Source organism: Rhodococcus sp. 05-2255-1e (assembly GCF_002259025.1).
Lineage (GTDB): Bacteria > Actinomycetota > Actinomycetes > Mycobacteriales > Mycobacteriaceae > Rhodococcoides > Rhodococcoides fascians.
The window spans coordinates 71,843-87,012 of sequence record NZ_NOZE01000048.1; the positions used below are offsets into that span (position 1 = coordinate 71,843).

16 protein-coding genes and 1 pseudogene are annotated in these 15,170 nt (G+C 60.8%); 5 read left to right on the forward strand and 12 right to left on the reverse strand.

Annotated features, from left to right (window positions below; translation table 11 throughout):
- Window positions 1-13: 13 nt before the first annotated feature.
- Window positions 14-643: a TetR/AcrR family transcriptional regulator gene (locus tag CH262_RS26645; protein ID WP_015586103.1), complete on the reverse strand. Its 630-nt coding sequence runs from the start codon at window positions 641-643 to the stop codon at window positions 14-16.
- A 311-nt stretch (window positions 644-954) separates the two neighbouring features.
- Here CH262_RS26645 and CH262_RS26650 point away from each other — a divergent pair, with 311 nt between their 5' ends.
- The gene (locus tag CH262_RS26650) at window positions 955-1,476 is read left to right on the forward strand and encodes a hypothetical protein (RefSeq protein ID WP_015586102.1); all 522 of its coding nucleotides are present in this window, start codon (window positions 955-957) and stop codon (window positions 1,474-1,476) included.
- Window positions 1,477-1,554: 78 nt separating this feature from the next.
- Here CH262_RS26650 and CH262_RS26655 read toward each other — a convergent pair whose 3' ends face one another.
- The 4 genes from CH262_RS26655 to CH262_RS26670 form a co-directional block, all read right to left on the reverse strand.
- Entirely contained in the window at window positions 1,555-2,574 is a 1,020-nt protein-coding gene (locus CH262_RS26655) for an ATP-binding protein (protein ID WP_032364995.1), read from the reverse strand.
- Window positions 2,571-3,641: an ATPase AAA gene (locus CH262_RS26660; protein ID WP_015586100.1), complete on the reverse strand. Its 1,071-nt coding sequence runs from the start codon at window positions 3,639-3,641 to the stop codon at window positions 2,571-2,573. The genes CH262_RS26655 and CH262_RS26660 overlap by 4 nt, the downstream gene beginning before the upstream one ends.
- Window positions 3,642-3,704: 63 nt before the next feature.
- Window positions 3,705-4,334, reverse strand: coding sequence for an RES family NAD+ phosphorylase (locus CH262_RS26665; RefSeq protein WP_015586099.1), 630 nt, complete (start codon window positions 4,332-4,334; stop codon window positions 3,705-3,707).
- Window positions 4,331-4,834, reverse strand: a complete 504-nt coding sequence (locus CH262_RS26670; protein WP_015586098.1) for a hypothetical protein — start codon at window positions 4,832-4,834, stop codon at window positions 4,331-4,333. Before CH262_RS26670 ends, CH262_RS26665 begins: the two co-directional genes overlap by 4 nt.
- 313 nt (window positions 4,835-5,147) lie before the next feature.
- Here CH262_RS26670 and CH262_RS26675 point away from each other — a divergent pair, with 313 nt between their 5' ends.
- Entirely contained in the window at window positions 5,148-5,768 is a 621-nt protein-coding gene (locus tag CH262_RS26675; RefSeq protein ID WP_032364994.1) for a hypothetical protein, read from the forward strand.
- Window positions 5,769-5,789: 21 nt separating this feature from the next.
- Here CH262_RS26675 and CH262_RS26680 read toward each other — a convergent pair whose 3' ends face one another.
- From CH262_RS26680 to CH262_RS26690, 3 genes are all read right to left on the reverse strand, one after another.
- Window positions 5,790-6,038 carry a type II toxin-antitoxin system RelE family toxin gene (locus tag CH262_RS26680; protein WP_371828030.1) on the reverse strand — a complete coding sequence of 83 codons (249 nt, stop codon included), beginning with the start codon at window positions 6,036-6,038 and terminating at the stop codon, window positions 5,790-5,792.
- A 26-nt stretch (window positions 6,039-6,064) separates the two neighbouring features.
- Complete coding sequence (locus CH262_RS26685) at window positions 6,065-6,352, reverse strand: type II toxin-antitoxin system Phd/YefM family antitoxin (protein ID WP_230591632.1); 288 nt, start codon at window positions 6,350-6,352, stop codon at window positions 6,065-6,067.
- Window positions 6,353-6,529: 177 nt separating this feature from the next.
- Complete coding sequence (locus CH262_RS26690; RefSeq protein ID WP_015586094.1) at window positions 6,530-7,072, reverse strand: hypothetical protein; 543 nt, start codon at window positions 7,070-7,072, stop codon at window positions 6,530-6,532.
- A 64-nt stretch (window positions 7,073-7,136) separates the two neighbouring features.
- Here CH262_RS26690 and CH262_RS26695 point away from each other — a divergent pair, with 64 nt between their 5' ends.
- On the forward strand, window positions 7,137-7,436 hold the full coding sequence (locus tag CH262_RS26695) for a hypothetical protein (protein WP_015586093.1): 300 nt from the start codon (window positions 7,137-7,139) through the stop codon (window positions 7,434-7,436).
- Between the two features lie 34 nt (window positions 7,437-7,470).
- On the opposite strand, the gene CH262_RS26700 is transcribed toward CH262_RS26695, so the two are convergent.
- Window positions 7,471-9,099 carry a hypothetical protein gene (locus CH262_RS26700; protein ID WP_052049375.1) on the reverse strand — a complete coding sequence of 543 codons (1,629 nt, stop codon included), beginning with the start codon at window positions 9,097-9,099 and terminating at the stop codon, window positions 7,471-7,473.
- A gap of 110 nt (window positions 9,100-9,209) precedes the next feature.
- Between CH262_RS26700 and CH262_RS26705 the strand changes: the two are divergent.
- Window positions 9,210-9,916 (forward strand): annotated as a pseudogene (locus CH262_RS26705) (transposase); the annotation flags it as partial.
- A 241-nt stretch (window positions 9,917-10,157) separates the two neighbouring features.
- Window positions 10,158-11,426, forward strand: a complete 1,269-nt coding sequence (gene bcmE / locus CH262_RS26710) for a thiamine pyridinylase (protein WP_032364993.1) — start codon at window positions 10,158-10,160, stop codon at window positions 11,424-11,426.
- Window positions 11,427-12,062: 636 nt separating this feature from the next.
- On the opposite strand, the gene CH262_RS26715 is transcribed toward bcmE, so the two are convergent.
- From CH262_RS26715 to CH262_RS26725, 3 genes are read right to left on the reverse strand one after another with little or no spacing between them, the layout of a single operon-like run.
- Window positions 12,063-12,251: a hypothetical protein gene (locus tag CH262_RS26715; RefSeq protein WP_015586087.1), complete on the reverse strand. Its 189-nt coding sequence runs from the start codon at window positions 12,249-12,251 to the stop codon at window positions 12,063-12,065.
- A gap of 9 nt (window positions 12,252-12,260) precedes the next feature.
- Window positions 12,261-12,890: a hypothetical protein gene (locus tag CH262_RS26720; RefSeq protein ID WP_139278539.1), complete on the reverse strand. Its 630-nt coding sequence runs from the start codon at window positions 12,888-12,890 to the stop codon at window positions 12,261-12,263.
- A 46-nt stretch (window positions 12,891-12,936) separates the two neighbouring features.
- Entirely contained in the window at window positions 12,937-14,451 is a 1,515-nt protein-coding gene (locus tag CH262_RS26725) for a hypothetical protein (RefSeq protein ID WP_015586085.1), read from the reverse strand.
- Between the last annotated feature and the right edge of the window lie 719 nt (window positions 14,452-15,170).

The window sequence follows — 15,170 nt, forward strand, 5'->3', positions numbered from 1 at the left end:
CCGCCACCGCTGTTCATACCGCCACTGCACCGGCAGCCGCGATCACGGGCCCCGTCAACCGCAGGACGGTGTCGAGATCGCCGCCGTCACCGAAGCCCCCCGGCCCGGCGGTGGTCGTCACGCCGCACACGATGGCCATGACAGCATCGGCAGTGTCCACCGATATCGTCGGCAGCCTGCCGTTGCTGGTCAGAAGGGCCAGGACCGCGGCCCTGAGAGGGTGGTAGGTCGCGGCCCGTGCGACGTCCTCGTAGTGGAGGTCGGTCCACAACACCGCTGCTGCCCTCAGAGACCAATACCGTTTCGCATGAGTGAAGTAGCCGCCGAGCAAGTCCTGAACATCGGCCACAGTGTCTCCTGTAGACGGGCGATGCGCCCGGAGGAACTCGCATTGTCGAGCAGCCTGGTCGACCACTGCATGAACAACAGCGTCCTTCGATGGGAAGTGGAAGTACATGCCCCCTTTGGTCACCCCTGCAGCCTGTATCAGGTCGTTGACCGTGACGCCGCTTCCCCCACATGCGATGGTTCGAGCCGCACCGGTAATCAACGCGTCACGGGTCCGTTGCGCACGTTTCTGCGGAGGACGCGCGCGATGCTCGGCATTCTCCCGCTCCGAAACCTTCTGATCGGCAACCGTCATGTCACACTCTCTCCGGTCCATCGCCACATAGGACTGCCTTCTACTCCGATTCGCACGCGCGGATCCGACCATCTGTCGGCGACCGAAGCACTACCGTCCCTAGGCGAGGAATTTCGCCATTCCAAAGTCGATCGGCTCCAACAGTCCACGATTATGCCTGCGGAGGTGGACACTTCGAGCACCGGCAAATATTCGGGAGTCGGAACATCTGCTGCCGCGTGAGGCGCAATAGGTACGGAAAAATCTCTCCTTTTTCACCACTCACGTTGCGTCAACCGACCCCAAGTTCTGGATCCGAATACTGTTACGAAATGGATATCAGTGGTGTGGCCTCGATTATCGGAGCTCTCGGTATCGGATCCTTTGCGGGCCAGTACCTGATCGGCAGTCAGCAACGCCGTCAACTGCGTAGCGAGGTTCTCCGGCACTTGGCGAGCACCGAACGCACCCGATGGGCAGGGTCGTCGTCCACTGATCCGTCGTTTCAGCACTTCAAGGACAGTGTCCGCGAGCTTGAGACGGCCGCGATCATTGCACGGGTTCCGCGACGGCCACTGCGTTTGTACATCCAACTGGCCACTGTGGCGCGCCTGACGAGCGACGACGACGTAAAGCAGAAAGACGGTCAGGAAGAAGCCGGGGGAATCAACACTGCGCTGGGGCGATGTGTGCGCTTGTCAGCAGCGCAGCTCAGTCGACTGATGTGGTCGCCGTGGCTCGCCAGAGCAGGCATGAAGCGACGGGTAAACGCGATCGAACGAGAAGCTCAAGGCCTCGACGCTGAGGTCCTCGATGCGGTGGACAGGGCCAAGCAGTTTCACACCTACTACTGAAGCTGCAAAGGGGTTGGTAAACCCGAATTGCAGTTCAGGCGATGCATTTTGCGAACTACCTACGCCGGTAGTCGTGTCCTAGCCTGCAGCGATCGCAGCGACGACGTGAGCTGCGGCGATGGTCTCACTTACTGCAGAACACGCTCGTACCAACGCATCCTGCAATACGACCAGCTCCCGGCGGACACTGCGACCGGCCCCGTAGTGGTCGAAGAGATGCTGGAGGGCGTCAGCGTCGATGACGTCGACCGCGCCGAGATTCGGATTTCCCGCGGCCTGGCGGGCCCGCCTACCGATGATCGACCCCAGCGCGGCTGAATTAGCTAAGGCGGGCAGGGTGATTCGCGTGTTCAGGTATTCGCGAGCCTGTTTGTAGTGGGGGCTGTCGATGTAGTCGTTATGGACGGCGACGACACATGCTGCCGGAAGTCGCTCGGCGATCATCCTCAGAGTCAAGCCGAAGAACATTGCGATCCGCGGCTCCGGATCGACGCCGATACCTGGACGACGTATCCACTGGTCCGTGTCATCGAGCACGAGCGTCGGAATCAAGCCACTGCGCGAAATCAGTTCCAGGACCCTGATGGCCTGATCCACGACATCCTCACCTTGCGATGGTTCGTTCACCACGCTGCCGAGCTCGATCGCGAGATTGCCGGCCAACCATGGGAGACCAACCGAGAATTTGACCGGTCGATGTGGGGAACCTCCACGCATTTCCCGAGCAATCTTCTGGACTGCCCGGTTCTCGTCGAGCTGTTTGGCGATGGTGTTGACCAACAGACGCGGGAATTCAGCCGGATCGGAGACGAGGGAGTCGGTCTGAAATCCCATCCTGATCCTCAGTGCTGCAACGTTTTCGGAGTGAAGAGCGTCCATCACGTACTCGGTGATCGAGGACTTACCCGAGCCACTGGCACCGATCAGAGCCACACGCTCACGCCGCCGAACAGCGTCCATGAAGCGCTGCTCGTAGTCACCACTCACGGGGCCAGTGAGGACGTCGAACGGCACATGGACCTGCCACATACGATCCGGATCCGGCGACGGGTCGAAGGCCTTCGAGTCCCGCAATTGACGCAGTAGGGCGTCACTCATTTCTGGTCCTCCGGATCAGCGTGTTCGGTCCGCAGCCATTCCGCCGGCGGAGTCAACTCGTACACCCGCCGCGGCCGCCCGGGACCTGACGAGACTTCGCTGCTCCGGACCAGCCCCTTCTCGTAAAGTTGCTTGAAGACTTGTACAGCACGAGGACGCGTCCACCCCAACGCGGCCAGCAAGTCTTCATCCGATGCGCTGACCGGGCCCCGCACCTTCATTTCGGCCGCCAGCATCGACGCTGGGCGACCCAAAGCCCAGAGCGCATTGTCTCTATCGGCGAGGGCCAGGTAGTTGTCCTCGTACGACCCGGGGTCCTGCAGGAATCCCCGCAGAGCACTTACCAGATCTCGGGGGTTTCGCCCTACCGCATCAGCGAGGGTGCTGGCTTGCGGTTCCATGTCGATTCCCGCGCGGCGAGTGATCAACTTGATGCTTTCCGTTCTCGAGAGCGGGGGTACGTCGACGATCTTCTCGAAGAATGCATCTGCAGGCGGAGTCAGGAGACCTTGACGGTCACTTTCACGCACCGACACCGCCCACAGGTATCCCGTCGCCCACACCTCATCGCGGTACCGCCCGAACAGTGCGTGCCCGGCCGATGCGGTGACGTCGTCGACGATGATCACCGGATACAGCCGCGTCCCAAGCGGAGCAGTGCCGTCGTCGCTTTCTGCTGCCCACCTCCGAAGCGTGGCGTCGATGAACTGCAGGCGAAAGTCACTCAATCGCCGCAGCAAGACGTCGGGCCCGTCACTGTCGACTGCCGGTTCGCCGGTGACCTGTTCTACGACGCGGGCGAGCACGTCACGGCCGTCCGAGATCCCCTCGACCCGAACGAAGCTCATCGGGAAGTCGCCTTCGCGGCGGGCACCGGTGAACGGCTCTCGGCTGTCGAGCTGCAGCTGTCTAAGCAGCGACGTTCGGCCTGTGCCGCGGTCCCCCGTCACCAGAACGTTGAGCTCAGCGTTCAATCCGTCCCATATCGCGGCGAGTTCGTCTCGCCGGCCGACGAACAGTTCGGCGTCGACGGAATTGTCGAGCAGAGGACGTGCGCTGATCTTCATGAGACTTACAGTACTTACTGTAAGTTTCGTTAGCAATACCTTGCGGGCGGTTGACCACGATCGCTACAACAGATCTGGTACGTCCAAGATCGCGACACCAGTTTCTTCACGCCACCGCTCCAGCAGGTCCGCTCGCTCAGACAGGGTGACCGTGGCCTGGACGGTATGACGATGCTCCTCGCCTGCCACCCCCGCTTGCCCGAACAGTGCAATGCACCGCCGGGCATGTTCGAGGTCGTGGCGGGCCCAGTACCGCAGACCCTCGAACCCGGCCTCCCGTAACGCGGCCGCCCACCGCTGCGTCAGCGGATAGTCGGCGGTAGTAAAGATTTCTGCCGTGACTCCGAGCGCGACACCGGTGTTCGCAGTCAGATCAGCGAGCCTGATATCAGCATCCAACGTGATCGTCGACGCTGCACGCGCATCGACCTCGTATCTCGGCACGACCTGTTGGCCACCGAAAATCTCCAGGAGAGTGACCACTTCGTCTTCGGCCAGGTAGCAAGTCCCATCAGGGGCTTCGAGGTCGAACCTGCCGCCGCCATTCGATGAGTACCACCACGGTCCCAGACTGGCCTGATGCGATCGAAACAGCTCGGCCCCAGCCGGGTAGACGCACGACGGAAATCGCTCCGCCAATTCACCGACGGGCTTGGGCTCGAACAGATGAACGACGGCGCGTTCAGCGCTCACGCCGCAAGCCGACTGACCGCAGCCCGGGCAGCGCGAGCAGCCGTAGGAACGTCCCCGTCGAGAAGTGCTTGCCGAGGTGTACGGCCGTCGAGCTCTGGCTGTTCGGTAGTCAGCCACGCGACCGCCAACCATCCACGCGGGTCCTGCCCCGCCCACACACGCAGCACCTCTTGGATGCCGAGAATCGGCTTCGCCGGTTGGGCATCGGTGAAGCCTGCGGCGGCGTAGCCGTATTTGCCGTTGCTGCCGGTCAACCGAAGAACGCGGTTCTCTTTCACAGCCTTGCTCAAGGCAGCACGCGTCCAACCCGCAACGTCGAGGGCCTGACTGGGGGTCAAGATTTCCCCTACGTGCTCACTCCACGCGCGACGCGCCTTGAGGCCGTTGACGATGCCGCCGAGGCCCGCTATTGCATACGCCAGATCACGCTCGTCCGGCGCGCCACTGGCCTCGACCAGCCGGTGCGCCATGACCTCGAAATCCTTCTCGACAGTGGACATACCCTGATCATCCCCGGCTGTTCGCGTCATGTCAACCATGTCAACCTGAATACAGGGATGTGATCGTTAGCGTGCGGGAAGTGTCGTACCTGGCCGGTACGGTCGGGACGCGAAACTCCTGCGACGGGGCAGAGAGTCGAGGTGGGTTGGGAGCGTCTAAATGTCACCGGTGAGCAAGAAACGCAAGGGTGCAGGCAAGGGGTCAGGGCGATCGCGTAGCGGTCCGGGAGCCGCTGCATTGCCAGAATGGGCGCAGCGGGCCGGGTACGTCACACCACCGGTAGCGGGGATCCGTCCCCCTGCGAATCCTGGCGTGACTGCACCGGCAGAAGTGCAGATCATCGACCGGCATTGCCAGATTTGGCAGGCCTACACCGAGGGCGGTTTTTCCGGCACCTGCATTGCTGCGGTGCGTTGCCTGATTCCGGCATTGCGTGACTACGGGATCGAGGCTGAGCCGTTGGTCGTGTACGGGCAGGTGGCGTGGTCGGACGAGCAGTGGGTGGAGCTGGGAAGCCGCACACCGAAATGGGAGTCGGACACATGGTGGACAGGACACCTAGTGTTGTGGATTCCGGCAATGGGCCGGATTGTCGATCCGACCGTCTACCAAGCAAACCGGCGCGGAATGCCGACAACGATCACTCGGGCTCTGGTCTTCTCGATCGGTTCACTAGATCTGATGGAGACAGCGGGAGTGAACAAGGATGGTGCCCTGGTGCAGTACGAACGAGTCATCGGCGCGGACATGAGTTGGTTCGATCGCGATCACGCCGATCGCGAGGCGATCGAAGATGCCCTCCGAATTCTGCGAAGCGCAGTATCCGACTCACTCGGCAGCAAGGCGGACCGAAAATCTGGTTGGATGGAGACCGCGACCCACCCACCATTGGTGGAAGCCTTACGCCTACGAGGCTTGATCTCCGCAACATAATCCGGTAGCTACGCAATCTTCTCAGCGGTAGGCATCTGACCGGTGTGAGATCGCGGTGACCTGCACGATGCGCTGCCCGGCGTCGATCAGATAGAGAACCCGGTAGGTGCCTCTGCGGGCGCTGTAGGCGGGCGAAAGCGGCGGGGCCAGGGGCTTCCCGACCCGCTGCGGATTCTCCAGCAATGCTCCGGTGATGAACTCGTACACCGCAGCGGCGACCTTCTCGGGAAGAGTGTGACTGATAGCGCGAGACGCTGATCGAGCAATCACAAGCCGATACGGCGCTTCAGGCTCACTCACGCGCGGGTAGACCGGCCAGCGACCCGCATGACCTCGGCCAACTCCTTCGCATCGAGACTGTCACCCTCAGGCAGCTCCGCCACGCCCCGAAGATGAGATGTCAGCAGTTCCTGATCCGATAGCACTGCAATGGTCTCCTGCAGCGCATCGAAATCGTCGGCAGCGAGCAACACAGCAGCCCGGTGCCCATTACGGGTGATCTCATACCGGGCGTGGGTTTGTTCTGCATCGTCCACAATCTTGGACAGACGCGCACGCGCATCCGCGACCGGCAAAGTAGTCATGTACATAATTAGAGCGCAAATAGTGCGAGGGTGCAATTGCCGTTCGACGCGACACAGCACTAACTGGTGACCAAAACCCGAAGTTCGCCCATCCGACTTCAGTGCGCGCGGTCAGCGGCGTGGGAATTTCACCACCGCTCTCGGACTCGCTGCAGCCGCCCGAACATGCCGTAGGTCCTAAGATGCATCGTCGAACGGCCCGAATGCCGCTTCGTCCCAATGCCGTTCGAGCGCCGCGTTCCATTCGTCGATATCCGACGCGGAGAACAGATGCATGTTGTGTTCGGTGAGCAAGAACCCGGTGTCGCGCCATGCTTGGAAGTAGGCGGGGTTCTCCCCTGCTTCGCGGGCCTTGTCGATCAGGGAGTCCACGTCCGCCAACAAGTTCTCCTCACTGATCTCCTGCGGCGTGTCAGCAGCTGGGTCGAAGAACAATGGATCGTTCGGCCCGAGATCTCGGCCGAACTTGTCCCGAAACGCCTGTCGCTGCTCTTCGAGAGAGTCGTTGAGCTCCGCACCACCCACCATGTCCTTGCTCCACGACAGAGTGCGCCCACCGTCGGCGTTGGTGCGCCGTTGCACGAACGAGGGATCACCGCTGCGCTCGAGCACCAGCGCAGCGTGCTGCTCACGTGAGACCCCTTGCTGTGCAAGTCGCTTTCGACGTTGCTGGACCTTGCGGGCGCGTTTGTCGCCGGCGGAGGTACGTTTCGATGTCATACCTCCACCGTCTCAGAGATTCTCCAGAACATCCGGTATTCGGCCGATTGCTAACCTTCACGCTATGAGCGCAATCAATCCGAGGGTGGCGTTCGCTGTACCGATGTTTCTCGAAGCGCTGGCCTTGATCGAGTTGGGCCAGCCTCAGCCCGCTGAAGTCCTGGAACATCCGAAGATGATGGCTACCACGATGCTTACTCTGCTCAGTCATGGCGACGACGCGATCTTGGATCTGGGAGATCTTGCGCTCGCGTCGCTTGCCAGGGCTGCGATCGCGCTCTGCGATGCTCCGACTGAATCGGGTGCTGTGGCGACCTACCAACACGCGTTAGACGCGTGGGGTGAGATCAATGCGAACCCATGATCAGAGCGAGACTGGAACAAAATGACCGGCACCATCACACTTGCGGGGGCGTCCTTCGGAACAGCTCGGACAAGCCCTGCAGAGCCATCGTAACCCGATCTACGATTGTCTCGAATTGTTTGTCCGGCTGAAGAGAATTCAGTCCTGCGGCCGACAGCGCAGTCGTAAATTTCGTGCCCTTCATGTGGGCCGAGCCTGCCGATCGGATTCCCTGAAGCTGGCGTAGGGGTCCGACGAGACCATTCGGGTCGGCACCCAAGTTCTCGACGAGTAGCTGTAGGCAGGCAAGCGAAGGACTATTCGTGTCCGCGCCCGAGGACTCTCGAAGAGTCTTGACATCGAGTGCATCCACGATCCCTTTCGACAGAACCATGACACCGTTGTCGCTTTGGCCTTCGGTTGGATTGGTACACAATGCCAAGGCATCGAACGCACGGAGGTCAGCCGGGCCGAGTTGCTTGTACAACGACTCACCGAAGTAGCCAGTGAACGCCTCGATGAGTTCTGCCTTAGCTCGTCTCAGCCGAGCAGGGTCAGGGCGTTCGTCCTCTACCCACTGGCCCGCTAGGTCCCGCACGCTACGTGTGATGGTTATTCCACCGTTCGGCGGGACGTTGTGTGTGAGCCAGTGCTCTCGCTCGGTCTCGGGTAGCCGGATGAGGTGTCCCAGCCACACCTGGACGAGGTTGGCACCGTTGATGTCGACATCGATGGCCCACCGACCGTGGCACGAGACATCGGTCCGCAGCACCGTGTAGCGGTCTGGGTTGTCGCGGTATCGGGTCAGAACATCCGTGTCGAAGAAGACTGGGGTGAGGTAGTTCGCTTCATCGCGCTCGCAACTCAAACGAACCTCGTCGCCGGTCGAGGGGTCGATGTCAACGATGAACGATTGAAACCGCTCAGGCCTTTGCAGATCGTCGGGGTGCTCGCCAGCGGACGCGAACGGCAAAACTGCCTGTTTCCCAACCAACTGCGCTACGAAACCAGGCCCCCGATACGCGTCCCACGCCGTGTAGGCGAACGCTGCGTCTTTGGTGCGAATCTCAAGGTCGATCCGAGCTTCATGCACGCTGTCGTCAGCCCGAGAATGGGCGTGCTGGATCACCAGGCTCATGCTCCGGGCCGCGAGATACTTTCGGAGGTGCCGTGCATTGACTCGAACCTCGTATTCACCAGGATTCGGTCTGACGATCTCGACGACCTCCTCATCGCGGCCCGCGTGATTAGTTCGATACATTGTCTCGTTCGATCGCGTGATCAGGCCCAACCACCATACGAACGACGGCGTGAATTCGATAACGGGTTCTGTGGTTGCCGATGGCACCCAGGACACGTTGACGAACAGATGAAGGTCGTAGCCATCAGGGTTGGAGGTCAAGCCGTCGCGGAAGGCCGGGAGGCGATCAGAGCTGTAACTGGGCTCGCCGAGGTCGTTGATGGACCAATCGGTAGTGGCGAGGAATTTGCGCTGGTCCGATGTCGCCACCAGAAGAGGTTGAAGCGAGCTGTACTTGATTCCGCTCCCTCGATTCCGTAGAACCGAGATCCACTCGGTCGGCTCCGCCTGGATCTCCGAGAGGTAGCTCCTCAGCTGGAGAATCGTGGGCAAAGCCTCATAGCGCTCAAGTGAGCCGGAATTCGGCAGTGGATCGGTCAGCACCCCCTTGATCGTACGGAGGGCAGGCGACCGGGCTGAGAGTCGACTTAGAATGGGCCACCCGTGCTCGCCCGGATGACTAGGGCTGAGCTGCGACATCCAGTCTCGCCAGCGGGAAAATCATGGTCCGCGGCGACTCCGCCTACGGCAACAGCCGCGTCGTACGCGCCTGCATCAAGTTCTCGTTCGTACTGATCAAGAACCGAATCGTCCAACGAGCGATCGCCTCCATCCCTGACACCGCGTGGACGCCCGTGCGCTACCCGGGAGCGGTCCGCGACCCCGACACCGACGGCTGGATCTCCGACGCCGAGGTCGCCGAAACATCGTTCACCGCTTTCTCTTCCACCGCGTATCCTGTTTCTGCACGGTTGATCGTGCGGCGGGTCAAAGACGCCCGCTACCGCGATGCATTGTTTCCGGTGTGGCGGTATCACCCGTTTTTTACCAACAGCACCCTGCCGACGACGACCGCAGATGTCGTCCACCGTGCACACGCGGTCATCGAGACTGTGTTCTCGGATCTGATCGACGGACCGCTCGCGCACATGCCGTCAGGATCGTTTGGCGCGAGCTCTGCCTGGGTGCAGTGCGCAGCGATCGCCCACAACCTGCTGCGCGCCGCCGGAACCGTCTCCGGCGGGCGTCACGCGAAAGCTCGCGGAATAACGCTACGGCGCAAATCGTCAACATTGCCGCGCGTTTCGTGCGGCCACAACGCACACCCACACTGCACCTGCCGCGACACTGGCCGTGGCTCGATGCGTGGCTTCAATTATGGCGCAACATCATTGGCATCAGCCCACCCACACCCGCCTGATCCTCACCCGACCCGCCGACTCGGCCCGAGCAACGACAATCGTGGAAATGCTGGGTAGACCAGCGGACGAAACACGCCCAACCAGTCCCGACCCCACAATTCGGTCATCGACCACAGTGGGTCACCTCAGTCCGTGGATCGAGGGTAAGTAAATGTGATCCTTGCCACTTTCGGAAAATCATGCGACTGTATGAGGCAATCGCCGTTCCCCTGCAGACAGTGTGATGACGGGAAGTGTGCAGTGACCAGTACCGAGTTCGGACGCAGTTTGAACAAGGATTCCGGCCCCACCAACCAGCCACCTCCAGCCAGCGACGCATCCACGTTGAACGTCGCCTTGTACCCGTACACGCCCGAACCGAAATGGTTCGAGTCCACCATCAGAGCCGCGTGGCACAGCGTCCAACCGGATGTCGCTCTCAATTTCGTCTACACCTACGACTGTTACAAAGGCGATCCGCCGTCCACTGTGGACGTTTTTGCCTACGACTGCATCTTCGCTGATCACATGCGTCAGTTCTGTGTCGAGTTCGATATCGACGGCACCGCAGACTTTTACCCGTGGTCTCTCGCATCGCTGAAAACGGAATCCTCGGAGTATCAAGGAATACCGTATTTAGGGTGCATGCAAATTTTGATTCGCCGTCTCACTGACGCAGCACTGGGTGCGCCGGGGATGACTGTCGAAGAATTACACAAAATCCTCGGCGACGGGGATCCGAAAGCAGTCTGGCCCGCGCAGGGTCAAGGCATGCTGTTGGATTTTACTGGGGGAACGACCGTCGCGTGCATGTACGAGCAGGCCGTCATGGAGGAGTCGGGCCAGTTTCCGCTCACTCCCGCCCTTCCCCCCTGTCCAGGACTCGATCAGCAAGGCCTCGCCGACATGCAGGTGCTGCGAAACATCGCCGGGTACGCCCAGGCGACATATCCCGACTCGGGCTACGACCGAATCACGAAATGGAACCAGCGGATCGGTCGAGCCTTCGTAGGCTTGACCGAAATCTTCCACTTCATCGACAACGTCGACGCCTCGACCTATTCAGTCATGCCGCTGAGCTCCGAACCTATCGAAAAAGTGGGGATACCGCTTTATACCGACGCACTTTCCGTCAATGTGGCCATCGCCCAGGAAAAGCGAGCAACGGCTATCCAGCTCGTGAAGTTGATTGCATCGACCAACGTGATGCTCGAGTGCATGTCCCCAACAGGAAAGAAACCGCAATACCTGGTGCCCACCCGGCAATCGCTGATGAATCAGCTCCTGGCCCGGCAACCCAATTCGGCGGTGTACAACATCATGCGCAACATCATTTCCAACGACATGGCCCATCCATTTCGACTTGGGGCCGATTCCCGTACCTGGCTCGACTCGACCAAAGGCTGCATCAAAACTGAAATCCTCGGGCCACCCCCCGCTGGCGTTGCGGAGCATGTCGGCGAAGACAGCGCCGTGTTCAACGACCCCGCGTACGCTTCCACACCTGCAGGGCTACTTCGCCGCCCGTGACAGGAGTCCGTCGCAAAGTCGTAAGCAATGGCTGGTTGTGCCACGTTTGGTCCTCGCCGTTCGGACACGCGGCAATGGAGTATCGCTATGAGATCCATACATGCGGTCCGGTTGCCCACACCACCGCTGTCTGAGTGTCGCGGGGTTTGCGTCGAAATTCGTCGAACACCGTGCAAGCTTTTGGCTAAGGGATTACCCTGCCGAGTTTCACCCGATGCTCGACTACTACATCGAGCACTCGACGCGGGTCGGTGGCCGCATCGTAAGCCCTCCCCCGCTGCTGCATCGATCACCACAGCTGCCCAGGTAACGGCCAAGCGTGATCGGGAGCAGACACAGTCGACGCTGCAGATCGGCGACCTGGACGAACACGTTTGGCACCGTCTGCTAGCCCAATTTTGGATCATCTACGACACAGCGCAAAGGCGTGCGCGCGAAATTAGTGCTCGCGGCGGACAGCGGACCGCACATTTTGAGGTGCAGCCCCCGCAGTGATGCTGCGGATAGCTCTCTCGTTGGGTGCTGCCCGAACAATGGTGCGATCACCCGCAGCCGATGTCGGGACCACCACCACAGGGCGCGCGCTGGCACGTGGAGCCGACGACCCCGCCGGCGGATTCTGATCTTTCGAGGCCGTCACGCCGACGCCCCCTGCTGCTTCTCTATCTGGCGTCGCACTTCGTCGATCGTGCGGGAACTGCCCTCGTAGTTGCCCACCAGCCGAGGATTGGGACGCAAGGCCACCTTGCGACGCCGCGACGCCGTCGCCGGGCTCGCCGAGCCCACCGGTCGATCAGGTTTCTGCTGCTCGTTCACCGTAGCCATGATGTCCTCCTACATCCGAATGATAGCCGTCACGAGCAACACCAGCACAGATCCAGCCAACAGACCCGTCGTGATCCGCAACCGCATCAGCTTGCTCCGAAGCCGCATCTCTGTCACCTGATAAATCGACACCAGTGTCGACGCGATCTCGAACCGGCCCGTCGTCTCATCGACTGTCGAATACTCCTCCAACACCACTTCCGGATTGAGCCCCGACGCGGTATTGGGTGCAATCACGAATGCCGCCATGATTGCCGCCGCACCGGCCAGGGCAGCACCCGCAACCTCCCACACACCGATCCCCGCGGGATTGCGCAACACGATCCCCACCAGAATGCCCGCGAATCCCAGCAGCACACCCCCGCGCTGATCGATGCTCGTCACTCGGCGTTCCTGAGAATCCAGCGTCCGTTCGATGCTCGCGTGCACCATCTCGATTGCCGCCGGATTCAGCTCGACACTCACCGGGTTGAGCTCGGACGCCATCTCTTCGCCAGCAGCGGAGTCCGGTGAAGCATTTTCGCGCCCACCCCGGTCGTTCGATTCCACTGCTAGCGCCCCCTTTTCGACATCAATTTCGGCTGCGCCGAACCTCGTCGGCCACACCGCACCCATCAGCCGGCGCACCATGACACTCACCGCAATATTGTCTCAGCACACCACCGGCAACGTGTGTGAACACCTCTCACTGCGTCCTGCGTCTTCGAGCGGATCGACGGAGCAGACGACGTCTCAGGTCATCAGGATCGGACATGATGTACATCAAGTACAGCAGCGGCAGGTACATCAGTGTCGCCGGCAGCCGGCCGTTGTGTTGCGCGAAAAGTCGGTCACGGACGGGATCAGGTTTGTCGAACCCGTGTGTAGTGTTCCTGCGCAAACGCATGAACTGACTCACTGCGTCATCGAGTGACAGGGATTTGTCCGCTCCACCGGGCAGCTTCAGAATTACCTTCTCCGACCTACGGTAATTCTTGATGAAGAACCCGTCCCCCACTTCGGTCAACGCTTCCACACCAAAAGCCGCGTACGGAAGCAGGACGGACTGAACATCAGCAGGCATACGTTCTCGAACTTGCTGCAGCGCTTTCGCCGCAACCGAGGGCTTGCACAGTGCCGTGAGATCCCATGAAAGCCAGGTCGCCTCGATCAGGTCCATTGCTGACCACATCAGAACTCCGGCTGCGTAGTCGTCGTGCAGCGATAGCAGCGTCGAGGTAACTCGTTGCAGAAGATCCGCAAATTCCATCAACCGGTTCTGCTGCGCATAGGGGAGGTAGTCACCGTCAGCATCTGCGAACAGGCATGGGTTCAGGAGATGCCCGAGAACAGAGTTCATCTGAGCAACCCACCAAGCGACGGCCGCACCCCACGCCTCCGGTGCCGGCGGCTCCTGCCGCTGGGGAAGGCGACCCACTGGTGATCGGGGAAGTACCTGATGCGCTTCGTACGGAACAGGAGACCTCCCGACAATATCTGTGCCGAGAGTGAAAATCACCGCACCCGACACCCTGTTCGCTTGAAACGCCCATACCCATGGAGACCGTGCGGCCAACAACGGACCGAGATGGCTCGCGGGAATCAAGACACTGCTCAGGATCGACGATCCCGACGCGAAAATGGTCTCATCGACGTCGATCGGCCCGCGTCGTATGTCGTCGAGAAGTTCGGGGTCCTGATTCAGACGTAACACGAAACCAGGAAACCTGATCCGACGGTGCGTGGCGTTGCCATAGCGAACAACGTGGACAGCATGCCGGTCGAACGGATGCTCGTCATCGTCGTCCGAAGTTCCGGCCAACTCCCTACTCGCGTCCTGTACTGCCGCGGACAAGGCTCGATCGCTGGCGGTGATGACAGGTAGCTGGAGTCCGTACAGGAACGATCCCACCGCACCCGCGCTCATCTGTCTGATCGCGCGAAGGCGCTCCTCAACGACTCGCCCATGGTCCAGCCTGGAGACGTAAGGGTCTTGCGGGAGGTCGACGAGCTCGTCATCGACGTCCGCTTCCGAACCCGACAGGGTGCGAACGGTCATAAAATCGACACAGTCCATGCTGGCAGCCGGCTCGGTTAACGCCCACACATCGGGCGCGGACGTGTGGGCGACCTCGAACCCCAACTCTTCCAGGTAGGCCTGCACTTGCCCCCCAGCCAATTCCGGTGGCATCGTGACGTTGACAGTCAACCGTTCAGGCATTCCACCAGCCTACAAACCGGTAAGCCTGGAGTGACTCAATTTCGCACCCGAGGAGCGGGGGCGCACGGCTCTAATTTGTGACCAGGACCTGCAGTTCACCAATCCGAACTTCAGTACGCGAAGTCAGCGGCGTGGGTATGACTCCACCGACCGTCCCGTTGGGTGTCGTCGCTGTCCACGTGACGAGCCAATTCGATGTCGCGGAGACCTTGAATGTCCCACCGGGCTCGGTAGTGGACGTCTTGTGATAAACGATATTGCCGCACGTCGGACTTGGAAGCCCTTGTGCAACATCGGTATACGGCGTGAAGGGCAGTAACGCACCTGGGCACACCGACGGCACGGATCCGTCCCCCCAATTGACGACCACGGACGTATTGACCCCTGTAGCAGAAACTATGACACCCGGTCCTGCTGCAGTTCTGGTCACGGGGCCGACTGTCGATTCCCGTGGGTCAGCGACCCAGAACCAGCCGGGTAGACCAACCAGGCCGACAGCACCTGTGTTTGCGGGGTTCGGGGTGATGCCTATTCCGGGCGGATCCAACTGCATTGCCGTAACCGCTTGGCCGACAACGGTCATAACGTCGACCACCGGAGGCGTAGCCGGCACCCCAACGTCCGGAATTTGAACACACGGACCGGCCGCTTCGCAGGACCATGTTGTGCCGTCATCATTAACGACGTTCACTGCCATCGGGGCACCACTATCAGCATTT

Bases quoted from the DNA above. Each gene is read 5' to 3' on its own strand.
- CH262_RS26695 (WP_015586093.1), top strand. From the start codon at position 7,137: ATGAGCGCAATCAATCCGAGGGTGGCGTTCGCTGTACCGATGTTTCTC.
- CH262_RS26685 (WP_230591632.1), bottom strand. From the start codon at position 6,352: ATGACTACTTTGCCGGTCGCGGATGCGCGTGCGCGTCTGTCCAAGATT.
- CH262_RS26660 (WP_015586100.1), bottom strand. From the start codon at position 3,641: ATGAAGATCAGCGCACGTCCTCTGCTCGACAATTCCGTCGACGCCGAA.
- CH262_RS26645 (WP_015586103.1), bottom strand. From the start codon at position 643: ATGACGGTTGCCGATCAGAAGGTTTCGGAGCGGGAGAATGCCGAGCAT.
- CH262_RS26655 (WP_032364995.1), bottom strand. From the start codon at position 2,574: ATGAGTGACGCCCTACTGCGTCAATTGCGGGACTCGAAGGCCTTCGAC.
- CH262_RS26725 (WP_015586085.1), bottom strand. From the start codon at position 14,451: ATGCCTGAACGGTTGACTGTCAACGTCACGATGCCACCGGAATTGGCT.
- CH262_RS26690 (WP_015586094.1), bottom strand. From the start codon at position 7,072: ATGACATCGAAACGTACCTCCGCCGGCGACAAACGCGCCCGCAAGGTC.
- CH262_RS26715 (WP_015586087.1), bottom strand. From the start codon at position 12,251: ATGGCTACGGTGAACGAGCAGCAGAAACCTGATCGACCGGTGGGCTCG.
- CH262_RS26650 (WP_015586102.1), top strand. From the start codon at position 955: ATGGATATCAGTGGTGTGGCCTCGATTATCGGAGCTCTCGGTATCGGA.
- CH262_RS26670 (WP_015586098.1), bottom strand. From the start codon at position 4,834: ATGTCCACTGTCGAGAAGGATTTCGAGGTCATGGCGCACCGGCTGGTC.